Source organism: Vibrio sp. E150_018 (genome assembly GCF_053544035.1).
Map to the genome: position 1 here is coordinate 1 of NZ_JBHGNY010000018.1, position 18,879 is coordinate 18,879.

Annotated in this window: 16 protein-coding genes; 9 read left to right on the top strand and 7 right to left on the bottom strand. The window is 39.2% G+C overall.

Features of this window, described 5'->3' with window-relative positions; genetic code table 11:
• Positions 1 to 606: 606 nt before the first annotated feature.
• Positions 607 to 945 (top strand): cytosolic protein, encoded by a 339-nt coding sequence (locus ACE3G9_RS14280; protein ID WP_449219505.1) that lies wholly within the window; start codon positions 607 to 609, stop codon positions 943 to 945.
• Between the two features lie 103 nt (positions 946 to 1,048).
• Here ACE3G9_RS14280 and ACE3G9_RS14285 read toward each other — a convergent pair whose 3' ends face one another.
• The 3 genes from ACE3G9_RS14285 to ACE3G9_RS14295 all read right to left on the bottom strand — a co-directional run bounded on the left by ACE3G9_RS14285 (position 1,049) and on the right by ACE3G9_RS14295 (position 4,257).
• Positions 1,049 to 2,080 carry a methionine synthase gene (locus tag ACE3G9_RS14285; protein ID WP_417879723.1) on the bottom strand — a complete coding sequence of 344 codons (1,032 nt, stop codon included), beginning with the start codon at positions 2,078 to 2,080 and terminating at the stop codon, positions 1,049 to 1,051.
• Between the two features lie 19 nt (positions 2,081 to 2,099).
• Positions 2,100 to 3,077, bottom strand: coding sequence for a DUF1852 domain-containing protein (locus ACE3G9_RS14290; RefSeq protein ID WP_449219506.1), 978 nt, complete (start codon positions 3,075 to 3,077; stop codon positions 2,100 to 2,102).
• A 295-nt stretch (positions 3,078 to 3,372) separates the two neighbouring features.
• Positions 3,373 to 4,257: a helix-turn-helix transcriptional regulator gene (locus ACE3G9_RS14295; RefSeq protein WP_449219507.1), complete on the bottom strand. Its 885-nt coding sequence runs from the start codon at positions 4,255 to 4,257 to the stop codon at positions 3,373 to 3,375.
• 78 nt (positions 4,258 to 4,335) lie between these two features.
• Between ACE3G9_RS14295 and ACE3G9_RS14300 the strand changes: the two genes are divergently transcribed.
• Both ACE3G9_RS14300 and ACE3G9_RS14305 read left to right on the top strand, forming a co-directional pair.
• Positions 4,336 to 5,730: an MATE family efflux transporter gene (locus ACE3G9_RS14300; protein ID WP_449219508.1), complete on the top strand. Its 1,395-nt coding sequence runs from the start codon at positions 4,336 to 4,338 to the stop codon at positions 5,728 to 5,730.
• A gap of 175 nt (positions 5,731 to 5,905) precedes the next feature.
• Positions 5,906 to 6,196: a hypothetical protein gene (locus ACE3G9_RS14305; RefSeq protein ID WP_449219509.1), complete on the top strand. Its 291-nt coding sequence runs from the start codon at positions 5,906 to 5,908 to the stop codon at positions 6,194 to 6,196.
• Positions 6,197 to 6,306: 110 nt separating this feature from the next.
• Here ACE3G9_RS14305 and ACE3G9_RS14310 read toward each other — a convergent pair whose 3' ends face one another.
• The 3 genes from ACE3G9_RS14310 to ACE3G9_RS14320 all read right to left on the bottom strand — a co-directional run bounded on the left by ACE3G9_RS14310 (position 6,307) and on the right by ACE3G9_RS14320 (position 7,931).
• On the bottom strand, positions 6,307 to 7,029 hold the full coding sequence (locus ACE3G9_RS14310) for a YebC/PmpR family DNA-binding transcriptional regulator (protein ID WP_417879728.1): 723 nt from the start codon (positions 7,027 to 7,029) through the stop codon (positions 6,307 to 6,309).
• 122 nt (positions 7,030 to 7,151) lie between these two features.
• Positions 7,152 to 7,361: a DUF3283 family protein gene (locus tag ACE3G9_RS14315; RefSeq protein ID WP_417879729.1), complete on the bottom strand. Its 210-nt coding sequence runs from the start codon at positions 7,359 to 7,361 to the stop codon at positions 7,152 to 7,154.
• 372 nt (positions 7,362 to 7,733) lie between these two features.
• Positions 7,734 to 7,931, bottom strand: a complete 198-nt coding sequence (locus tag ACE3G9_RS14320; RefSeq protein WP_417879730.1) for a hypothetical protein — start codon at positions 7,929 to 7,931, stop codon at positions 7,734 to 7,736.
• A 377-nt stretch (positions 7,932 to 8,308) separates the two neighbouring features.
• Between ACE3G9_RS14320 and ACE3G9_RS14325 the strand changes: the two genes are divergently transcribed.
• Positions 8,309 to 8,773 carry a hypothetical protein gene (locus ACE3G9_RS14325; RefSeq protein ID WP_449219510.1) on the top strand — a complete coding sequence of 155 codons (465 nt, stop codon included), beginning with the start codon at positions 8,309 to 8,311 and terminating at the stop codon, positions 8,771 to 8,773.
• Between the two features lie 106 nt (positions 8,774 to 8,879).
• Here the strand turns inward: ACE3G9_RS14325 and ACE3G9_RS14330 are convergent, their stop codons facing one another.
• On the bottom strand, positions 8,880 to 10,856 hold the full coding sequence (locus tag ACE3G9_RS14330) for a replication initiator protein RctB domain-containing protein (RefSeq protein WP_449219511.1): 1,977 nt from the start codon (positions 10,854 to 10,856) through the stop codon (positions 8,880 to 8,882).
• A 1,421-nt stretch (positions 10,857 to 12,277) separates the two neighbouring features.
• Between ACE3G9_RS14330 and ACE3G9_RS14335 the strand changes: the two genes are divergently transcribed.
• The 5 genes from ACE3G9_RS14335 to ACE3G9_RS14355 all read left to right on the top strand — a co-directional run bounded on the left by ACE3G9_RS14335 (position 12,278) and on the right by ACE3G9_RS14355 (position 18,802).
• Positions 12,278 to 13,501, top strand: a complete 1,224-nt coding sequence (locus tag ACE3G9_RS14335) for an AAA family ATPase (RefSeq protein WP_417879733.1) — start codon at positions 12,278 to 12,280, stop codon at positions 13,499 to 13,501.
• Positions 13,501 to 14,475: a ParB/RepB/Spo0J family partition protein gene (locus ACE3G9_RS14340; RefSeq protein WP_417879734.1), complete on the top strand. Its 975-nt coding sequence runs from the start codon at positions 13,501 to 13,503 to the stop codon at positions 14,473 to 14,475. The genes ACE3G9_RS14335 and ACE3G9_RS14340 overlap by 1 nt, the downstream gene beginning before the upstream one ends.
• 385 nt (positions 14,476 to 14,860) lie before the next feature.
• On the top strand, positions 14,861 to 17,011 hold the full coding sequence (locus tag ACE3G9_RS14345; protein ID WP_449219512.1) for a GNAT family N-acetyltransferase: 2,151 nt from the start codon (positions 14,861 to 14,863) through the stop codon (positions 17,009 to 17,011).
• 229 nt (positions 17,012 to 17,240) lie between these two features.
• Positions 17,241 to 17,885, top strand: coding sequence for a pyridoxamine 5'-phosphate oxidase (pdxH, locus tag ACE3G9_RS14350; RefSeq protein ID WP_417879736.1), 645 nt, complete (start codon positions 17,241 to 17,243; stop codon positions 17,883 to 17,885).
• A gap of 128 nt (positions 17,886 to 18,013) precedes the next feature.
• Positions 18,014 to 18,802, top strand: a complete 789-nt coding sequence (locus tag ACE3G9_RS14355; RefSeq protein WP_417879737.1) for a helix-turn-helix transcriptional regulator — start codon at positions 18,014 to 18,016, stop codon at positions 18,800 to 18,802.
• The last annotated feature ends 77 nt before the right edge of the window (positions 18,803 to 18,879 follow it).

The window sequence follows — 18,879 nt, forward strand, 5'->3', positions numbered from 1 at the left end:
AATTATCATTGAGTCGATCATTTAAGATTGAACTCGTACATAAGTTCGCAAGTATCAAATAATGGGGTGTTGACATGAGGGAGTCTACATAAGTGTATTAGCAAGAAACTCGGATAAACCCGAATGGATTTTATACACGATCGTTGCTAATCAATTCATTTATTGCCATAAGATACCCTCATAATGGTTTTTTAAAAGCATTTAGCCGATTTTATGCGATGGAGAAAGCGAGAATTGGGTTTAGCGAGCCAGTTGTGACAGGGGGGGATTTTCAATACTTACACATTATTATTAATTAACAATGACTTATAATTAAATTTATCAAATCACATCTAAGCATAAGTTCTCGCTTTCACACAAAACCGCTTATTATCCAAAAAATTGAATTATAACTGTATAGACATACAGAAAGAGATTTACCTTACAGAAGGATACTTAATATACTCAGCACATGTTAAGTAGATTCCTGCTCTCGCTTAGGCTCGGCTGGAATGACGCTCTAATAATGTTTGAGAATCCAAATCGCCGCCTTTAATCACTCAATCCCTACTATGCTTTCCCCCTGATAATGATAGAATCTCCACATCAGAATTATCGAGAGACTCTATGTTTATCCATCATGTTAACGACATCAACTGGCTGGTGATTACCGCTTTTGAAGAACTGAAAACACTATTTATTGAAGAAGCTGGGGCGATTCCATCTTGCTTTTCTACCACCAGCGAATTGAGCCTGATTGATCAAGCCAAGCGCACTTATGGATATTTGCCTACATTCCGAGGCACCATCACCGATACCGGCACTTTTCAAAGCCCGGACAATGAAGAAGATTTGAATCCACAGCTTGCTTGCCTCGTTGAGGGGCGTGGTCGGGTGTTTATCTATCACGGCGGTTTTGTCGCTTTTGTGGATGACGAGCAAACCTTTATTACCCGCATAGACTAAAACCATAAAATCCGATAAACAGCTCAGTGTTTATCGGATTTTTTATATGTGTCAGATTTAATGGATCAGAGCGCGTTAACTGCTCTATCAATTGTGGCGTTAATTAACTCAAAGCCAATTCATCACGCACAATTTTTGCACCCGCACTCAAAGCACGCAATTTTGCTGAGGCGATATCGCGGGAAAGTGGAGCCATGCCGCAGTTGGTGCAAGGGTAGAGCTTATCCGCATCCACGTATTGTAGTGCTTTTCGTAGTGTATTAGCGACTTCCTCAGGCGATTCAATGGTATCGGTGGCGACATCAATTGCACCAACCATGACCTTCTTGCCTCGGATCAATTCAAGTAGTTCAATCGGCACGTGTGAGTTATGACACTCCAGTGAAATGATATCGATATTGGATTGTTGTAATTTAGGGAACACCGCCTCGTATTGACGCCATTCTGAACCGAGCGTTTTCTTCCAATCGGTATTCGCTTTAATGCCATAGCCATAGCAAATATGAACAGCAGTTTCGCATTTTAGCCCTTCAATCGCTCGCTCTAAACAGGCGATTCCCCAATCATTCACATCATCAAAAAACACGTTAAAAGCTGGCTCATCAAATTGAATAATATCCACGCCTGCCGCTTCTAACTCTTTGGCTTCTTGATTTAAGATCTTGGCAAATTCCCATGCTAATTTCTCACGGCTACCATAATGATCATCATATAAGGTATCAATCATGGTCATAGGGCCAGGCAATGCCCACTTGATAGGCTGAGTCGTTTGTTGTCTGAGGAATTTTGCATCATCAACAAACACTGAACTTTTACGACTTACAGGACCGACAACCATTGGGACACTCGCCTCATAACGATTACGAATAGTCACGGTTTTGCGGTTGATAAAATCCACGCCATTTAAATGTTCGATAAAGGTAGTCACAAAGTGTTGTCGTGTTTGTTCGCCATCGCTGACAATATCGACACCCGCTTGAGCTTGTTCATGCAGAGCAATACGTAAGGCATCATGCTTGCCATCGATAAGTGCTTGCTCTTCTAGCTTCCATGGTGACCAAAGGGTTTCTGGTTCTGCTAGCCATGATGGTTTCGGCAAGCTTCCTGCGGTTGAAGTCGGTAAAAGTGTTTTCATGATTCGATCCTTTACTTGATTAAGCCGCGACGTTTTTAAAACATTGCTTGAGGCTAGATTGATACGGCTTAATAAAATGTTCTTGGGCAAACTTTCCTTGTTCAATAGCAAGGCGGCTGCGTTCTTCACGGTCATACGTAATTTGTGTGAACGAATGATTTGAGCTTTTCAAACTAGGTTGGTAGTGCTCACCAGCGGTTGCATTCGCGTTGTAAATCTCTGGGCGATAAATCTTTTGGAATGTCTCCATCGTGCTGATGGTGCTAATCAGCTCAAGATTGGTGTAATCATTGAGCAAATCGCCAAAGAAGAAAAAGGCAAGTGGCGCACGGCTTTGTGGCGGCATGAAGTAGCGTACTTGCAGGCCCATTTTCTGAAAGTATTGTTCTGTGAGTGAGGATTCATTAGGGAGATATTCATCGCCAAGCACAGGGTGTTGATTGGTAGTTTTTCGATAAACTTTATTTTCTGACACGCTCAGGCAAATCACTGGGCGTTTGCTGAAGTGGTCGCGGTAAAGATCAGACTCGACAAAGGCTTTAAATATGTTGCCATGGAGATCGCCAAAATCATCGGGAACCGTAAATTGATCTTTATCTTTATTATGCTCACGTAACCGGATACTAAAATCGTAATCTCTTACATACGATGAAAAGTTATTACCTACAATACCTTGATGACGCTGACCAGTTTTGTTATCAACAATGCTAGTTTTTAGCACTTCAATTGATGGAAAAGGATCAGAATGGCTTTGAATGAGCATATCTACAGAAATGATGTCGAGCTCAACGGTGTAGCGATCGCTGGTTGGGTTATCCCAATGCGCAAGTGTATTGAAGCGATCGGTGATCATATTCAGAGTATTACGAAGATTGTTTTGACGGTTTTCACCTCGCGCTAAATTGGCGAAATTAGTCGTGGCGCGAGTGCTTTGCGTTGGCTGGTAGTTTTCATCAAAACTGATGCTTTTAATACTAAATGAAAATTCGTGGCTCATATCGATGACTGTCCCTATATCCGAAAAGATAACGTGCTTAATACCAATCGTACTAATTATCTGATCATCCTTGCTTGCTAAAAGACTCGATAACTTCGTTAGAAATTTTGATTATAGAATAACTACTTATCGAAAATTTCCGCCTTGTTCTCAAGTCTTTTTTCGGCGTAATTTCTGACCACCTAATTAGTGTGATTGGTATAATTTATAACCTTTTAAGCGCAGCATAGATATGTCATTTATTTACTAATGAAGATGAATAAAATTCATGTTGCTCACGATTCTCTACAAATATTCATAATTTGGTTTTACGATAATCCCTTGGTGACATGCCATATATCTTTCGAAAGCGATGCGTGAAATTATACGGATCGGGATAGCCTAGACGGTGGGCGATCATGGTAATACTCCAATCTCTGTGGTGCAGTAGATCAAGTGCTTTTTCCATTCTCAATTGGATCAATTTTTGGCTCGGTGAACATTGATATAACTGTTTTGAAATTCGATTCAGTTGTTCTTCACTTAAATAGCTTTTTTGAGCAATTTCTTTGACTGTCCAAGGTAAATGTAACTGCGCTTCAACTTGATTAAACACGCTGTGCACCCGCATCGCGGCATTCGATGGATTAAGCTCTGTTGATCCCATTAACACTCTAGATAATTCGCTTAATAGCAACTGACGAAAAGTTGCTCGTCCATGAATTTCTTGATGGGTTAAATTAAGTAGTGACCAGACTGATTCGCTAAGATGGGTCTGCTCTACCTTTTGTTTGCTTTGTTGGATTTGTTGCCATTTTTCAGTCGGAGGTAATAAAATCCACGCCATCTTCCAATAAGGACTTTCGCCTAATTCAAAACGAAAAGGGAGACCTTGCGGTAAAACAGTCACACTATTAGGTTGAATATAATGAACGCCATGACGAGTAGATAAGCAACCTCCCCCTTCTAAAGTAAACAAAATCGTATGGATTTCAGGTTCACGACGCTCAACAGAATACCCCTGCGAAAACTCCCCTAGTCCTGCCATTGAAATTTCTTCATTACTCAATTCAGGAATCTCTGAAGATACAATAAAGCGCTCTTTACATGCTTCAGCGAGATAAACATCATCTTGCCAATGACGATTGAGCAACTCTTGTTCAATGACGGATTTGCACAGGTTTTTCGAGGTTTCAAACATGTTGGTTTATTCCAAGCTCTTCTATATTCGCAGTCTAATTACAGTAATCACAGAGTCCGTTCTTTTAGGAAATGTACCATGTCCATTCAACCACACTCTTGCATACAAACCAATCCACCAACGTCATACTTGCCACCTAAGTTATTTTCTAAGGTAGTGAAACTGGCGTTTCCTGTGGCGCTACAAAGTGCTTTAGTTGCAATTTTAGCGCTGGCTGATGTATTGATGGTCAGTGATTTTGGACAAACCGCTACCGCAGCGGTAGGCATCGCATCTCGCTGGCATTTCGTGGCAATCATGATCATGGCCGCCTTAGCCACTGCCACTGGAACCCTTGTTTCTCAATACTGGGGGCGTGATGATAAAGAAACCGCTAAAACCGTCACGATGCAATCGCTGAAGTTTGGGTCAATTATCATGATCCCAGTAACCATTTTAATGGTGGGCTTCGGTTCACAAATTATGCGACTGCAAACTGAAGATATGCAAGTGATCCAACAAGGTGCCGACTACTTGCTGTATAGCCTGCCTTTGCTTATGTTAACTCATTGGGTAATCACCGCAGAAGCCAGTTTACGCTCAAGTGGTAACGCAGTGCTACCTTTGATTTTAGCCGCCATTACCATCGCGATTAATATAGCCCTTAACTTTTGGTTAATTCACGGTGGCTTCGGAGTTCCGGCTATGGGCGTGGCGGGGGCGGCACTTTCAACCACTATTGCACGTGTAGTACAGGTACTGCTTATTTATGGTGTGTTAAAATTTCAGCAACATTGGTTAATCATGAGCGATTACCAAAAGCAAAACACTCGCCTATGGCAATCTTATAAACGACTCGCGATACCGAATGCGTGTAATGCTGTACTGTGGGCCTTTGGTACGCTCACTTATCAGGTTATTTATGGCCACATGGGAACCACAGAGCTAGCAGTTTATAGCATGATAGGGCCGTTTGAAGGCTTATGTTATGCGATTTTTATGGGAATATCGGTGGCTTGTTCGGTATTACTTGGCCAATCTTTAGGTCGAGATGAATATCTACAAGCGCAAGCCATGTCTAAATTTTTCATAAAGTGCATTTTAGTCATGGGAGTGATTGCTTGCGGTATCATGCTATTACAGCGAAACCATGTGATCGCCTTTTTAGATCTCGATAGTCCTAACTTCAGCGGTATTGCCGATCCGGCTTTTGTGGTGATGAGTTTTGCTATTATCATCCGCATGCTTAATATGCTTATCATCAACGGCATATTACGCGCCGGTGGAGAGAATCATTTCTGCTTACGCATGGATTTTATTGCCATGTGGATGGTCGGTATTCCACTCACCGCTTATGGCGCTTTTGTCGAAGAATTAAGCTTTGCTTGGGTATACTTATTGATGATATCAGAAGAAATCGTCAAGTTAAGTCTGTGTTTTACCCGTTATTTAAAACGAAAATGGCTGAATAATTTAACCATTCAGACTATTTAACCTCAGATGAAGTTATTGAAAATACCGCATATGTTTCTGTCAGTGATGAATACTGACCACTAAATTGAGAATTAAATCGCAAAAAGCCAAGACGTATTCTATTGCGCCTTGGCTTTATAATTTAACTGCGCCATGGTGTGTTCAATAATCAAACAAAAACCTACGCAAACTCACTATGAAAAAAATCGCCCTCATCATCTTAGTTGGATTAGCTATTTGGCAATTTTTTTACCAAAGCCGCCCCCAAAATAATGCCGATTATAAACCTCAAATAGCGGAATTTTTTGGTATGGGTAGCACAGCGTCATCAAACAAACCTTCACAACAAGGTTTCGCTTGCGATAGTCGAAAAATGTGTAATGAAATGTCCACTCAAGCAGAAGCGGCCTACTTCTACCAACACTGCTCGAATCAACAATTACAAGTCGATAGTGATGGCACACCTTGTGGTAAGTTCTTCGATTAACATCAATAAGAATTCTTTTTCACCACACTTCAAAAGCAAAAACACCGAACAATTAAAGTTCGGTGTTTGTTTTTAACTTTCTTAAATTATCAGACAACGCGGTTAGCTTATTAGCCTTCTAATTCAGCATTGTGGTAGACCTGTTGAACGTCGTCACAGTCATCTAGCATATCTAAGAACTTCTGGAATTTAACGGCATCATCACCCGTTACTGGTGTATGATTTTGCGGAACAAAAGTGATTTCTTCAACATCCACAACAAGATCTGGGTATTCTTCATTTAGTGCTGTTTTCGCTTTGAAGAACTCAGTATGAGGAGCAAAGACAGTAATCACACCATCTTCTAGCTCAATATCGGTTACATCCACATCTTGCATCATTAGTGCTTCTAATACGGCTTCTTCGTCTTCACCTTTAAACTGGAATACCGCTTGGTGATCAAACATGTGAGCGACTGTACCAGGGCTACCAATTTTAGCGCCCGTTTTCACAAAGCATTGGCGAACATCTTGGAAAGTACGGTTACCGTTATCTGTTAAACAGTCAACGATCACACTTGCACCACCTGGTGCAAATCCTTCATAGCGTGCTGGCTGGAAATCTTCACCACCACCGCCATTCGCTTTATCTAATGCTTTTTCGATAACGTGAGCCGGTACGTTGTCTTTTTTCGCCTTAGCAATAAGGTGCTTTAGCGAAAGGTTCATATCAGGGTCTGAACCACCATTTTTAGCGGTAACGTAAATTTCTTTACCGTATTTAGAATAAACTTTAATTTTTGCGCCAGCTGTTTTTGCCATTGAGGCCTTGCGCACTTCAAAACTTCTTCCCATGGGAATGTTCTCTCTGATTCAATTTAACGCGTTATATTTATCATAAAAGTTTGCGTATCACTATTACCATTCAAGCAAATTGGCAATATGTCTCTTATGAATACCGATAACGAATTCGCGATTTAAGCGACACCCATTATCCGTTTGTATTTTTGGACTGCTTGTTCGAAGAATCTACGTTCATCTTCATTACGAATTTTTTCAGCTTCGGTTAGCAATAGTTCAGGTCCAGCTTTTGCTTGCTTTAACTGCCAAACTGCATATGAAGCTTGCTTATCCAATTCAATTTTATTTTTCTCAGTTGGTGACAACAAAGATAAATTTATAGACATTAAAATGGCCTATGCTCAAGAGTCGTTAGTCACAGGAATATACCATAGCAGAGGGCAAATGATAAAAAGATATTCATCGGTTTACAGTGTAAATTTAGGATATTTAGTAGCAAGCAATTCAACGAGCTTAGTAAACAAACCATATTGCTATACCCTTCGTACTTAAAGCTGCAGCTTTTTTCTCAGCGTTCACTCGCCCCAATCACATAGACAAGCTATGCTCATGGGGCCTCACTCACTTGCCGCTCACTGCAACTCCAATTACTTTGGGTATATATCCAAGTAATGGCAAAAATAGAAAATAAAAAGACAGAATGAATAAACACCCTGTCTTTATAAACTATTCCTCTTAACTGAGGTTAGCTAAGTATCTCAATGAAGTAAGCCAAGATCTCTCGCTTCTTCTAACGTTAGACCGCTTTCACGAATCTCTTTTAACATTTCGATTCGACGTCTCGCTTCAGCGCTTTTCATTTGCTTCGGCGTCGCTTGAGAATTCGAATCATCATTATTATCCCAACTTGTTGCAATTCCAGTCATGTCATCATGATCAATTGAATTAATCGACATAAGTACCTCCAGAAAACCATGCGGAAACAAAGTGGATATTAAGCAAACTAATGTCCACTTGTTAAGTAAATAAAATACAGAGTGTGACTAAACTCAGAGTTCAGAAACAAGTTGCGTTTTCCATTCCATTTACCGCTTTTGTTTCTATTTAACTGGGTGTAGCGTCAAAGGCTCGCCATTCTAAAAGCGACAATTTCAACTGTCACAATTAGCAATTAAACCTTCACTCAATAATAAATAGCAGATTGACGCATTTTAGGTAAATTTTTTTTGCTGGCAAGTTCAAAATCAAAAATTTATGCCTTCAACACAAGCAGCCTTAGAGTAAAACAACTACAATCAATTTATAGCTCGAAGACTCAAGAAAGAGGCTCGCAATGGAACTCAGCACTTGGTTATTTCGCCTTCAATGCCACCAACAAGATACTGGTAATCATAATATTTCGGAGTTGGTTTCCCTTATCCACTCTCCGCCTCCGCAGCTTTGGTCGGAATCGGAACCATTATCGGAAACGCATATTAAAGCGATCAAGTCTTGGCTTGATGGCTGTTTGTTGTTATTTCATTATTTTAATGGTCTCGAACATCATCAGATAGCTTATCAATATATTCAATTGGCTTATGCACGCTTACAAAGCATAACTGCCAACCCACACACTCAAATTGAACTAAGATATTGGGGAGCGGCGTATCTCGACCAATTAACGGTAATGATGTTGGAATTTTGCCAAAGACAACCAGAGTGGCAACAAGAAAGTAATCAACTTATAGAGCTGCATATTGCTTTTATGGCACCATTAGGTGAATTAAATATGAGAAATAGAGAACAACGTCGTTTTTAAGCATACAACTTGATCTATCGCACTTGATCATCGTTCCGAAAGCATGAATAACCTTCCCCCTTGATCATGCTTTCATATTTAATTATAACTAATTGAATTTAAATAATTAATAAACATTCGCCATATCATCTAATGCACGTATCACAGTTTCATCGAGATGACCATCAAACACTTGCTTGCAAACTTTGCGTCGTACAGCTAACCCTGCAATTAATCTTTCAATGGAAAGGTGCTTAGATTTGGTTTCCTGATTAAATAATTCAATAGTTTTGCTTAATGTCTCATAAGGCAACACCTCTTCACCAACTCGTAACCAATCCAGCTTACTCATCAGCTCCTCGCACTCTTCTTTGATAGAATTGAACGGATGTCCTGTCATGGCTGATAAAGCTGTTATACTGCGTTCCAAGGCTTGTGGTGAGGTATATTTAGATAGAGTGATCGTTAACTCATCCGCATTGATCTCTACAAGGTGTTTTTTAAGCTTCACTCTACGACCTAGACGGCCTCTTGGTGAAGGATCTTTACGTTGAATCGGTTCAAACTCACCATCAATAATTTCCGCCAATTCTTGCAGCTTTTGCTGAGACACCAGTTCATGACGTAGTGGGTTTGGCAAGGTTGGTGCCATATTTCGCTTGCCTGCATTGGTGGTGCGAGCACGAGAAAATCTTAATACCTCTTCAGCATCGCAACGGATATTGATCTGATAATCTTGAACTTTTCCTTTATCCTTTATGGTCGTGATCGTTAAATGATAACCCCATAAATTCACCACAAAAAGATCTTCAGTGGTTTTGCCTTCCGATAATTTTCTTAATTCACGGATAAGATCCATCGAAAAACGACGCCATTCGATGTTACGAGCGAGTTTCTGATTAATCTCGCTGAGCAGCATAGATTCAGTTAAACGGCGCACCAAGCGGCTTCTAAAGAAGGTATACAGTTGAAACACGAGTGTATGCTGTTTCAGAATTTCAGGTGGGAATAAGAAAAAGTAATCTTTGGTTAGCAGCTCTTCAAAGAACGAAGGCTCCCAAACTAAAATATATAAGTTTGGTTTGATCCTAATTTCACCCGAGGCATTTTCTGTTGGTGCTTCATCTGAAGCGGTGATCGTACGAGCAATAAAGCGGAAACGATCACTCTTAAAACCTTCTGGCATATTTTCACTAAGCCAACGACCTGTTAATTCATGCAATTGAAAATCGGTAAATTCAATACGATCAATACTATCTCGGATTGAATCTCGTGCAGGGCCGCTGTCTTTTTTACCTCGTAAAGATAAAATATCAGTGATATACAAAGGGGTTTTATTTGGCATCTGTTTAGCATTCATATGATAATCATCCTGATGATGATCATGGTATTGAACGGTGAGTGTAAACAGAGCAAACAAGGTCATGAGATCATCAACCGTCATGATATTTTTTGATGATCGAGTTTCAATAATCGCTCGGGTTCCTGAAATAGAAACCATTGATTTTTGATAATTTTTTCTTGTTCTTGGTGGAGCCAAAGCTTGATCAATAATACCGGCCCAATTGGTTGGTGAAACCACGAATTGATCCGCTTCATCACGCATTGCTGGTGGTGTATATAAACCGTGTTCGTTGAGTAATTGACGATTTACTTGAGTTTGAGCCAATGCTTTAGAACGTTTTTGCTTTTCGGTTTGGCGAGTAGAATCGGTTTTTAAACTAGTAGAACCAAGTACAGAAATTAATTGATTTGGATTTATGAAAGTATGAAGCATTGTTTTGCCAGCCAGACCTTCTTCAAATCGAACTGGGGTTTGGCTAAATAAACCGATAGATACGGCAGCTCTTAATCGTTGCTGAATTGCAGCGCGAGTCAATTGTCCATCAGTGGCTTCAATTAATTCAGTTGTAGAGACTAAACCATCTTTACTGGATAAACCTTTAAGAGAAATTAAATTTAGTAGTTCTACAATACTTTTGGTGACACCTTTAAAATGTTGATATTGCTCAATCCAATCGATAGTGTGTTCTGAGATCTGAAATAAGTGTCCATCTTTGTGGTTTCGAGGGAGTTTGATCAAGATCTTTTCTTGAGTTGGCATATCAATTCCATTTGTCATTGGGTGTAAATTTCATATAGTTCCAAAAGAATAAATAAAAAAGATCAAAAAAGAAAGAAAAAAAATGCTTTTCTTTAAATAACTGATCTTTATGTTTATTTGATCTTAAATGGTTATATGATCTTATGATCTGGCTGCGATTTCTCTTTTAAGTATCTGAATATAAATAAGTTATTTTTTTCTTGTTTGAAAGCATGATCATAGAGTACCCAGAACGATGATCATTATCTAATAGAAAGCATGATCAATTTGAAACAGAAGCATGATCATTAATTTAATGAAGCATGATCAAACAAATAATGAAACGATGATCATCTATTATTTACATGTTATCCACAGTTAAACCGTGCGGATTTGTGTAAAAGCTGAAAAAATGAATATTCCTCACTTATGTAACTCTATGAAACGATGATCAAGGTGAGGCTCTGTTATTCATCGTTCCTTAATTATTGATGAGCTTATCCTGGTGTTAGAAAGAATGATCAAGGCTATTAGTTGTTGATTGGAGATACTAAAGCGTGTTTTTCGATATAAAATATCAATTCAATTCACATTCAATGTAATCTATACAAGGCTTTTCATGCTTCCGATGTATATTTACACTTGATCATCGATCCGAAAGTGATCTTTATATCAATCAAATTGAATTGACACTTTAATCCTTGATCATGCTTCCTTCTATATTTATCTTTATTAGATAAATGAGCGATTAAAATAAAAATTATCACTGTTTTTCAATCTCTCAGCTTTTATATTGGAATTTGGGACTCTTTCTATATTAATTACGGAACGATGATCAAGGCTATTTCATCAATCTAGCTTAGGTTAAATCTGTACTATTCATTTAATTTTTAGAACACTTAGGCAATAATTATTTGCCAAAAGGTTCGGATGATAGCTTTGAATTCTGCATCTTGAAGTCATTTATCTATATGTTTACAAGCTGAAACTGGTGTATTGTCGTTACCTATGAGTGGATATAACGGTTTATATACAAAGTAATTCTATTATTAAGTGTAGTTGCTGCTTTAGCCTATACGACTCTTTTGTTTTATCTTGCTCCCCTACCCTCTTATTGATAGGTTGATTTTAATAGATTTACTTGATTTATCGTTATTTTTATGTTGATTCGACAATGACCGTAATTTTATCTACTTAATTAATCGTTCCGAATAAAACGGTATTTACATTGTAAATAAGTGACATTGTAACTGTTAAAAAGTTTTGCACTTTCCTGATAATAATGGTGAGAAACATGTGAGTAAATATACATTTTTATCCATTATTGCAAATAAATGACAATTTTGCTTTGAATTTATCATTACACTAAATGTGCAGCTAATCATTGTTTTTGTGGTTTTTTGTTGTACAATGATTTTAAGTAAAGTTAACTGGATGAACTTATGAAAAGAGAACAGACGATTCAAAATCTTGAGCGCCTTGCTGAACAAACAAAGCAAGTTCAAGCAGATCGTATCGAGATTGTTTTAGAAGAACGTAAAGATGACCACTTCCCTGCTATGTCCAAAGCTTTGATGGAAACTCGTTCAGGCTTGACGCGTCGTAAGTTAGATGAAGCGATTGCTAAAATGGAAGCGACTGGTCATCAATTTACCAAAAACAATGCGAACCATTATTCCATTACACTGAGTGAAGCGCATCAGTTAATGGATGCGGCTGGTGTTGATATGTTCTATCAGCGTAAGAAGAATACGGGTAATAAACCATGGATCGTCAATGTACAGAACCAAAAAGGTGGCACAGGTAAATCTATGTCGGCAGTGCATCTTGCTGCTTGTTTAGCATTGAATTTGGATAAGCGTTACCGTATTTGCTTAATCGATTTAGATCCGCAAGGTTCGTTACGTTTGTTCCTTAATCCACAAATTAGTGTTGATGATCACGAAGAAATCTATTCAGCAGTAGATGTCATGCTGGATAATGTGCCGGAGGGGGTAGAGGTCGATACGGAGTTTTTACGTAAAAATGTGTTATTGCCGACTCAATATCCGAACTTAAAAACCATTTCGGCATTTCCTGAAGATGCCATGTTCAACGCGGAAGCTTGGCAGCATTTATCACAAAATCAGTCATTAGATATTGTGAAGCTACTAAAAGAAAAGCTGATTGATAAGATTGCCGATGATTTTGACATCATCATGATGGATACCGGTCCGCACGTCGATCCATTAGTTTGGAATGCAATGTATGCCTCTAATGCCTTACTAATTCCTTGTGCTGCTAAGCGCTTAGACTGGGCATCAACAGTGAACTTTTTCCAACATTTACCAACGGTGTATGAAATGTTCCCGGAAGATTGGCAAGGTTTAGAGTTTGTTCGTTTAATGCCTACCATGTTTGAAGATGACAATAAAAAACAAGTTTCAGTATTAACGGAAATGAATTATCTGCTTGCCGAACAAGTAATGATGGCAACCATTCCACGTAGTCGTGCATTTGAAACTTGTGCTGATACTTACAGTACAGTATTTGATTTAACTGCCGGTGATTTTGAAGGTGGTAAGAAAACCTTAGCTACAGCACAAGATGCTATTCAAAAAAGCGCGCTAGAATTAGAGCGTGTGATGCATAGTCATTGGGCGTCATTAAACCAGGGGGATAAATAATGGCGATTAAAACTTCTGAATTGAATGCTAAATTATTTGGTAAGGCGAATAAACGCCGTGCGACTTCTCCTGTCGAAGCTCAAGCAGCAGTAAAAGAAAAAGCACAAGTGATTGAATTGGCGATCGCTGGCCAAGATTTGGTGGCTTTTGAGTTGATGTCTGTGCCTGCCTCAGAAATCGAAAGCCAAACTGTGGTGTTCGCTGAGAATTCACGTGAACAATCATTTTTAAATGAGCACGCTTTATCTGATATTTTAGTTACTTTAAAAGAGCGTGGACAGCAGTATCCAGCTGTTGGTCGACGTAATGCTGAAGGTAAAATTGAAGTACTAGACGGTAGCCGTCGTCGTATGTCGTGTATTTTGGCGCAGAAAGATTTTCTGATCTATGTAGCTGACGATATTCAATCTGACCACGCTAAATTTTTATCTGATGTGGCGAATGCACATAAGCCGCTATCGTTATATGAACGTGGCCGTGAGATGCAAGCTAAGCTCGATTCTGGTGCCGCTGCAGATCAAAAAGCATTAGCGCAAATGTTCCAATGCAGTGAAGCCTTGGTGAGTGGGGCACTTAAAGCCGCCGCGCTACCATTAGAATTACTGCAAGCTTACCCTAATGTGAGTGATGTGGGCCGTCCGACTATCGTTAAACTGCATAAACAGTACTTTTCATTATCTCAACAATCACAAGAAAGGTTACTTGAGAAGTGTCGAAAAGGGCATGGTGCGATTTGGCAACAATCACAATCTCAAGGTGTTGCTCGCTTGACGAAAGAAGTATCAAACAAGTTAGAAGAGTGGATTGAAGAGTTGCTACCAAGCAAAAAAGAAACAGCTTCAGATAAAGTTGATTTAGTGAAAGGGCGTGTTAGTTATACTCGCAAAGGTGCTAATTTATCGCTTTCTCTGAAAAAAGTGGATGATGAAGTGATGCAGGATATCTTGGCCTATGTGCAAGGTAAATTAGCCTAGTAAACTTATATCCAAGTAATTTGGGTTATCACTGTTCTCCTTAATTAAGCCGCCATTTGTGCGGCTTTTTTTGTCTCTGTGATATGCTTATACCCAAGTACCCTCAAGATGCGAGTTTCAGCAAGAATAAAACAAGTTTTAGGCAAGGCAAATTGAATATGATCATAGTGATTCTATCTCTTTGCAATTTAACGTAGCATAAAGCTTGTTTTAACTTGCCCTTCGGGAGCTTCATTCAAACCTTTATACAGTGTCGTATTAGTTTGAAAGGTGCTTACATTCCTTTGCCAATTTTCCTTGCTTAAAGTTCTGGATGATAGCTCTGAATTCTGCATCTTGGAGTCACTTGGGTATACACTATCGATTTTTAAATTTAGAAATAAGTATGTCAGCACTTAACTATCTTACTACCTTATCCTCTAATCTGCGTCTTGTTAATCAGCGAGTTGCGGTGCAATTACAGTTAAATGATGCCGATGCTCATCAATTGCTATCTCAGTTTATCGATCAACAGAATATTGATATCACCAAAACTGCTTGGCTTGGTGGTACTCAACCTCTGTTAGGCTGTCCACACTATACGAGTAAACAAGGCCAGCGATTACTTGGACAAGAGGTAGAGTTGTTGGTTGTTGATTTTGATGACAACAATTTTGATGCAAATAGCTTTAATGCTGCGCTGGGTGCTTTGGTCGGTGGTGGCATTCTTTTTATTATCAATTTTGAATCGGTAGATAATTCATATCAAACCCAGTGGCTGGCACAACATATTAAGCATTGGCCATGTATTGATAACCTTTCGGTTGATGATTTATCGCTTGCTAATGTGGAGCTTAGTCAGGCTTCTGCAACCCTTAATCGACATGATCAACAAGAAGAGGCGGTTGCTGCAATTGAAAAAGTGGTGACAGGTCATCGTCGCCGACCATTGGTTTTAAACGCTAACCGTGGTCGAGGTAAAACGGCCAGTCTAGGTATCGCGGCGGCAAAATTGATGTCGCAACGTGTGATGAAGATAGTTATTACCGCACCGTCTATCAACGCGTTAAATCCCTTGTTTGAATTCGCTGATAAAACAGTTGATCAATTAACTTGGCTATCTCAAACACGCACAGAATGGCATCTTTCGAATGGTTCGCAGTTATGCTTTATTGCACCGGATGAATTGAATATTTCGGAAATTGATGCCGATCTTGTATTAGTCGATGAAGCGGCAGCCATACCTTTACCTATACTAAAAAATTTCGTGAATCGTTTTCATCGTTTAGTTTTTAGTTCCACAATTCATGGTTATGAAGGCTCTGGTCGAGGGTTTTCGATTAAGTTTATGCAATGGCTGAATCAGCATCGTCCTGGCTGGAAGCATATTGAGTTAACTCAACCGATTCGTTGGGCTGAACATGACCCATTAGAAAACTGGTCATTTGAGACGTTTTTACTTAATACCGATGATTGTGTTGGCGCTTTTAATCTCAATACCTCTGAGACTAATGCCGAGTCATTAGAGCTATCACAAATAGAATTGAGTTTGGTATCCAAGCAAGATTTGGTTAAAAACTCTGAACGGTTTCGTTCTATTTTTGGTTTGCTTGTGACTGCACATTATCAAACAACACCTAATGATATGATGCAAGTTTTAGCGTCTGATGAAATTCACGTTTATCAGATTTCTTATATGAACAAAGATTCTCTAGAAAGTCCTAACGTGATTGGTTGCTTGCTGGTAAGCATGGAAGGTGGATTAGATAGTCAATCGATTACTGATATTCAGCTAGGAGTGCGTCGACCAAAAGGGCATCTAGCCGCAGCCTACTTAACTAATCATCTAGCAATGAATCAACCTGCTGAACAGACATCGGCTCGCATTATGCGAATTGCGGTTGATCCCACTTGCCAAGGGTATGGGGTAGGGCGTTTTGCTCTACAGAAATTACAGCAGCAATTAACATCGGTTGATGTCGTAAGGTCCGTTGATTTTATTTCAGTGAGTTTTGGTGCAACGGCTGAGCTGATCCATTTCTGGAAAAAGTCTTTTCAGTTAGTTTCAATGGGGACTCGTCGAGATCACGTTAGCGGTTGTTATTCTGCTTTTATGGTACAAGCATTATCTGAGCGTGCTAAACGCTGGGTTGAATCTGCCGCTTTCAGTTGCCTCGATAACTTTCAACGCGTTTTGCCTCTGCAATATCAAGATATCGAACATGAGACATTAGCGAGTTTATTGTTTCATTCGAATCAGGATTCTAAGAAATGTTCACTTTCTCCTATACTGTCTAACTTTGCTTTAGGGGGAAACAGTTTTGAATCGGTTGTGCCTTGGTATAGTCAGTTTGTCATCGAATACTTATCACAAGTAAATCTGTTTTCAGAATTAGCTTCGCAACAAAGTAGCGTGGATAGAAATGTCATATCAGTTGTGATTGATAAGGTACTGCTTTTCCATTCATGGCAAGTAGTAGCGACTAAATATAAATTGGCGGGTAGAAAACAAGTTGAGAAACAATTAAGAGAATGGTTGAAGCAATTTACAGTGTAAATTTGTGAGTTTGAAAAGTGATTACATTTCTTTTCCAATCTTTTATGTCTAAAGGATTGGATGATAGATCTGAATTTTGTATTTTGAAATCACTTGGGTATAACCTCGATTTACACTGTAAACCGACTTGTTAAATAGACTCGGATACGATTAATCGAGGTTTATCACTAGCCTTGAATTCACCTGATGTAAAGCGCAAAATAATAAAAAATAGAATTAGGGAAAATATATGAAACTTTCTGATATGCGTCGTGAGTATGTGATGGATGCTTTAAAACGTTCTGACTTGGCCGACAATCCCGTTGATCAATTTAATTTATGGCTAGAGCAGGCGATAAAAGCTGAATTGACCGATCCTACCGCAATGACAGTTGCAACGGTTGATGAACATGGTCAGCCTTTTCAACGAATCGTATTATTAAAAAATGTTGATGATGATGGTTTCGTTTTTTATACCAACCTAGGTAGCCGCAAAGCTCAGCATTTAGAACACAATCAAAAAATCAGTTTACATTTCCCATGGCATCCGATGGAAAGACAAGTTCATATTACTGGTCACGTGGAAAAACTTACTACAATGGAAAATATGAAGTACTTCACTTCACGACCAAAAGAGAGTCAACTAGCCGCTTGGGCGAGTAAGCAAAGCAGTCGTATTTCTGCCCGTAGTGTTTTAGAAGGCAAATATATGGAACTAAAAGCTAAGTTTTCGGAAGGGAAAATACCCGTTCCGACTTTCTGGGGCGGATTCCGAGTCAAAGTAGATACCATTGAATTTTGGCAAGGTGGCGAGCATCGTTTGCATGACCGCTTTGTGTATAGTAAACAAGATACCTCCGAGACTAACTGGGATATATCTCGTTTAGCGCCTTAATGACTTAATATGATTACTTTATATTGAACGACATCTGACCGTAAAACAGACGCTCTTGATCATCGTTTCGGAACAATGATCAAGAGGTTTCCTGTTTAATGACGACGATTCAAGGATTAAGGTTTGTTATGCCTACTTATGATGAATTTTACCAAGCGCCACCTCGACCTGCACAAGTCATCACCTTGCCAAGCCATATGGCGCACCATCATCATGATTACACGCAGATAGTGATAGGGCTTTCCGGTAGAGCTGAATTTGATGTTGAAGGTGAAGTGAATTTAATTGGCCCAGGACAAGGTTGTATTGTTCGTGCTTCTTCAGAGCATCGTTTTGGTGGTATTGGCGATTCTGATATTTTAGTTCTCAACTTTTTAGAGACACTGAATATTGATTCTCAAGTTGCCCATCTATTAGAAGATTTATTATCGGAAGAAGTCTATTTTCAACTTGATTTTGAAATTCAGCAATTGATTCAAATGTTGGTTCGAGAAATTAAAGCAAGCCCTGAAGATATGTTATTGTGCCGAGCCTGCCAAGATACCATTATTGCTTTATTGCACCGTCATATTAAGAAATTCGAAATGTACAAAAAAGGGCATCGATTGAATATGGATTTGCTTGATCGGTATATCTTGCAGCACCTATCGAGCAAAATAACGGTAGCTGATTTGTCGGCGTGTGCGTTTTTGGGAGAAAGCCAATTTCATTTATTATTTAAAGCGCAAGTTGGAATGACCCCACATCAATATGTTCTCACTAAACGGATTGAAGAATCTAAACGGTTAATTAAAGAAGGTCAGTATAGTTTTGGCCATATTGCAGAAGTGGTTGGTTTTTCTGCGCAAAGTGTTTTTACCCATAGCTTTACACGAATAGTTGGAATGTCTCCTTCTCAGTACCGACAAAATTACTAATTTTTTGCGTGATAAACAAACGCTCACCAATTTCCCCAGCTTTCCCTTCACCAATACATTTATCGAATTTTTGTGAT

What these genes read in the sequence shown, in the direction of transcription:
- ACE3G9_RS14340 (WP_417879734.1), top strand. Translation starts at nt 13,501, where the DNA reads ATGGCGATTAAAACTTCTGAATTGAATGCTAAATTATTTGGTAAGGCG.
- ACE3G9_RS14305 (WP_449219509.1), top strand. Translation starts at nt 5,906, where the DNA reads ATGAAAAAAATCGCCCTCATCATCTTAGTTGGATTAGCTATTTGGCAA.
- ACE3G9_RS14320 (WP_417879730.1), bottom strand. Translation starts at nt 7,931, where the DNA reads ATGTCGATTAATTCAATTGATCATGATGACATGACTGGAATTGCAACA.
- ACE3G9_RS14330 (WP_449219511.1), bottom strand. Translation starts at nt 10,856, where the DNA reads ATGCCAACTCAAGAAAAGATCTTGATCAAACTCCCTCGAAACCACAAA.
- ACE3G9_RS14310 (WP_417879728.1), bottom strand. Translation starts at nt 7,029, where the DNA reads ATGGGAAGAAGTTTTGAAGTGCGCAAGGCCTCAATGGCAAAAACAGCT.
- ACE3G9_RS14295 (WP_449219507.1), bottom strand. Translation starts at nt 4,257, where the DNA reads ATGTTTGAAACCTCGAAAAACCTGTGCAAATCCGTCATTGAACAAGAG.
- ACE3G9_RS14300 (WP_449219508.1), top strand. Translation starts at nt 4,336, where the DNA reads ATGTCCATTCAACCACACTCTTGCATACAAACCAATCCACCAACGTCA.
- ACE3G9_RS14335 (WP_417879733.1), top strand. Translation starts at nt 12,278, where the DNA reads ATGAAAAGAGAACAGACGATTCAAAATCTTGAGCGCCTTGCTGAACAA.
- ACE3G9_RS14285 (WP_417879723.1), bottom strand. Translation starts at nt 2,080, where the DNA reads ATGAAAACACTTTTACCGACTTCAACCGCAGGAAGCTTGCCGAAACCA.
- ACE3G9_RS14345 (WP_449219512.1), top strand. Translation starts at nt 14,861, where the DNA reads ATGTCAGCACTTAACTATCTTACTACCTTATCCTCTAATCTGCGTCTT.
- pdxH (WP_417879736.1), top strand. Translation starts at nt 17,241, where the DNA reads ATGAAACTTTCTGATATGCGTCGTGAGTATGTGATGGATGCTTTAAAA.
- ACE3G9_RS14290 (WP_449219506.1), bottom strand. Translation starts at nt 3,077, where the DNA reads ATGAGCCACGAATTTTCATTTAGTATTAAAAGCATCAGTTTTGATGAA.
- ACE3G9_RS14355 (WP_417879737.1), top strand. Translation starts at nt 18,014, where the DNA reads ATGCCTACTTATGATGAATTTTACCAAGCGCCACCTCGACCTGCACAA.
- ACE3G9_RS14315 (WP_417879729.1), bottom strand. Translation starts at nt 7,361, where the DNA reads ATGTCTATAAATTTATCTTTGTTGTCACCAACTGAGAAAAATAAAATT.
- ACE3G9_RS14325 (WP_449219510.1), top strand. Translation starts at nt 8,309, where the DNA reads ATGGAACTCAGCACTTGGTTATTTCGCCTTCAATGCCACCAACAAGAT.
- ACE3G9_RS14280 (WP_449219505.1), top strand. Translation starts at nt 607, where the DNA reads ATGTTTATCCATCATGTTAACGACATCAACTGGCTGGTGATTACCGCT.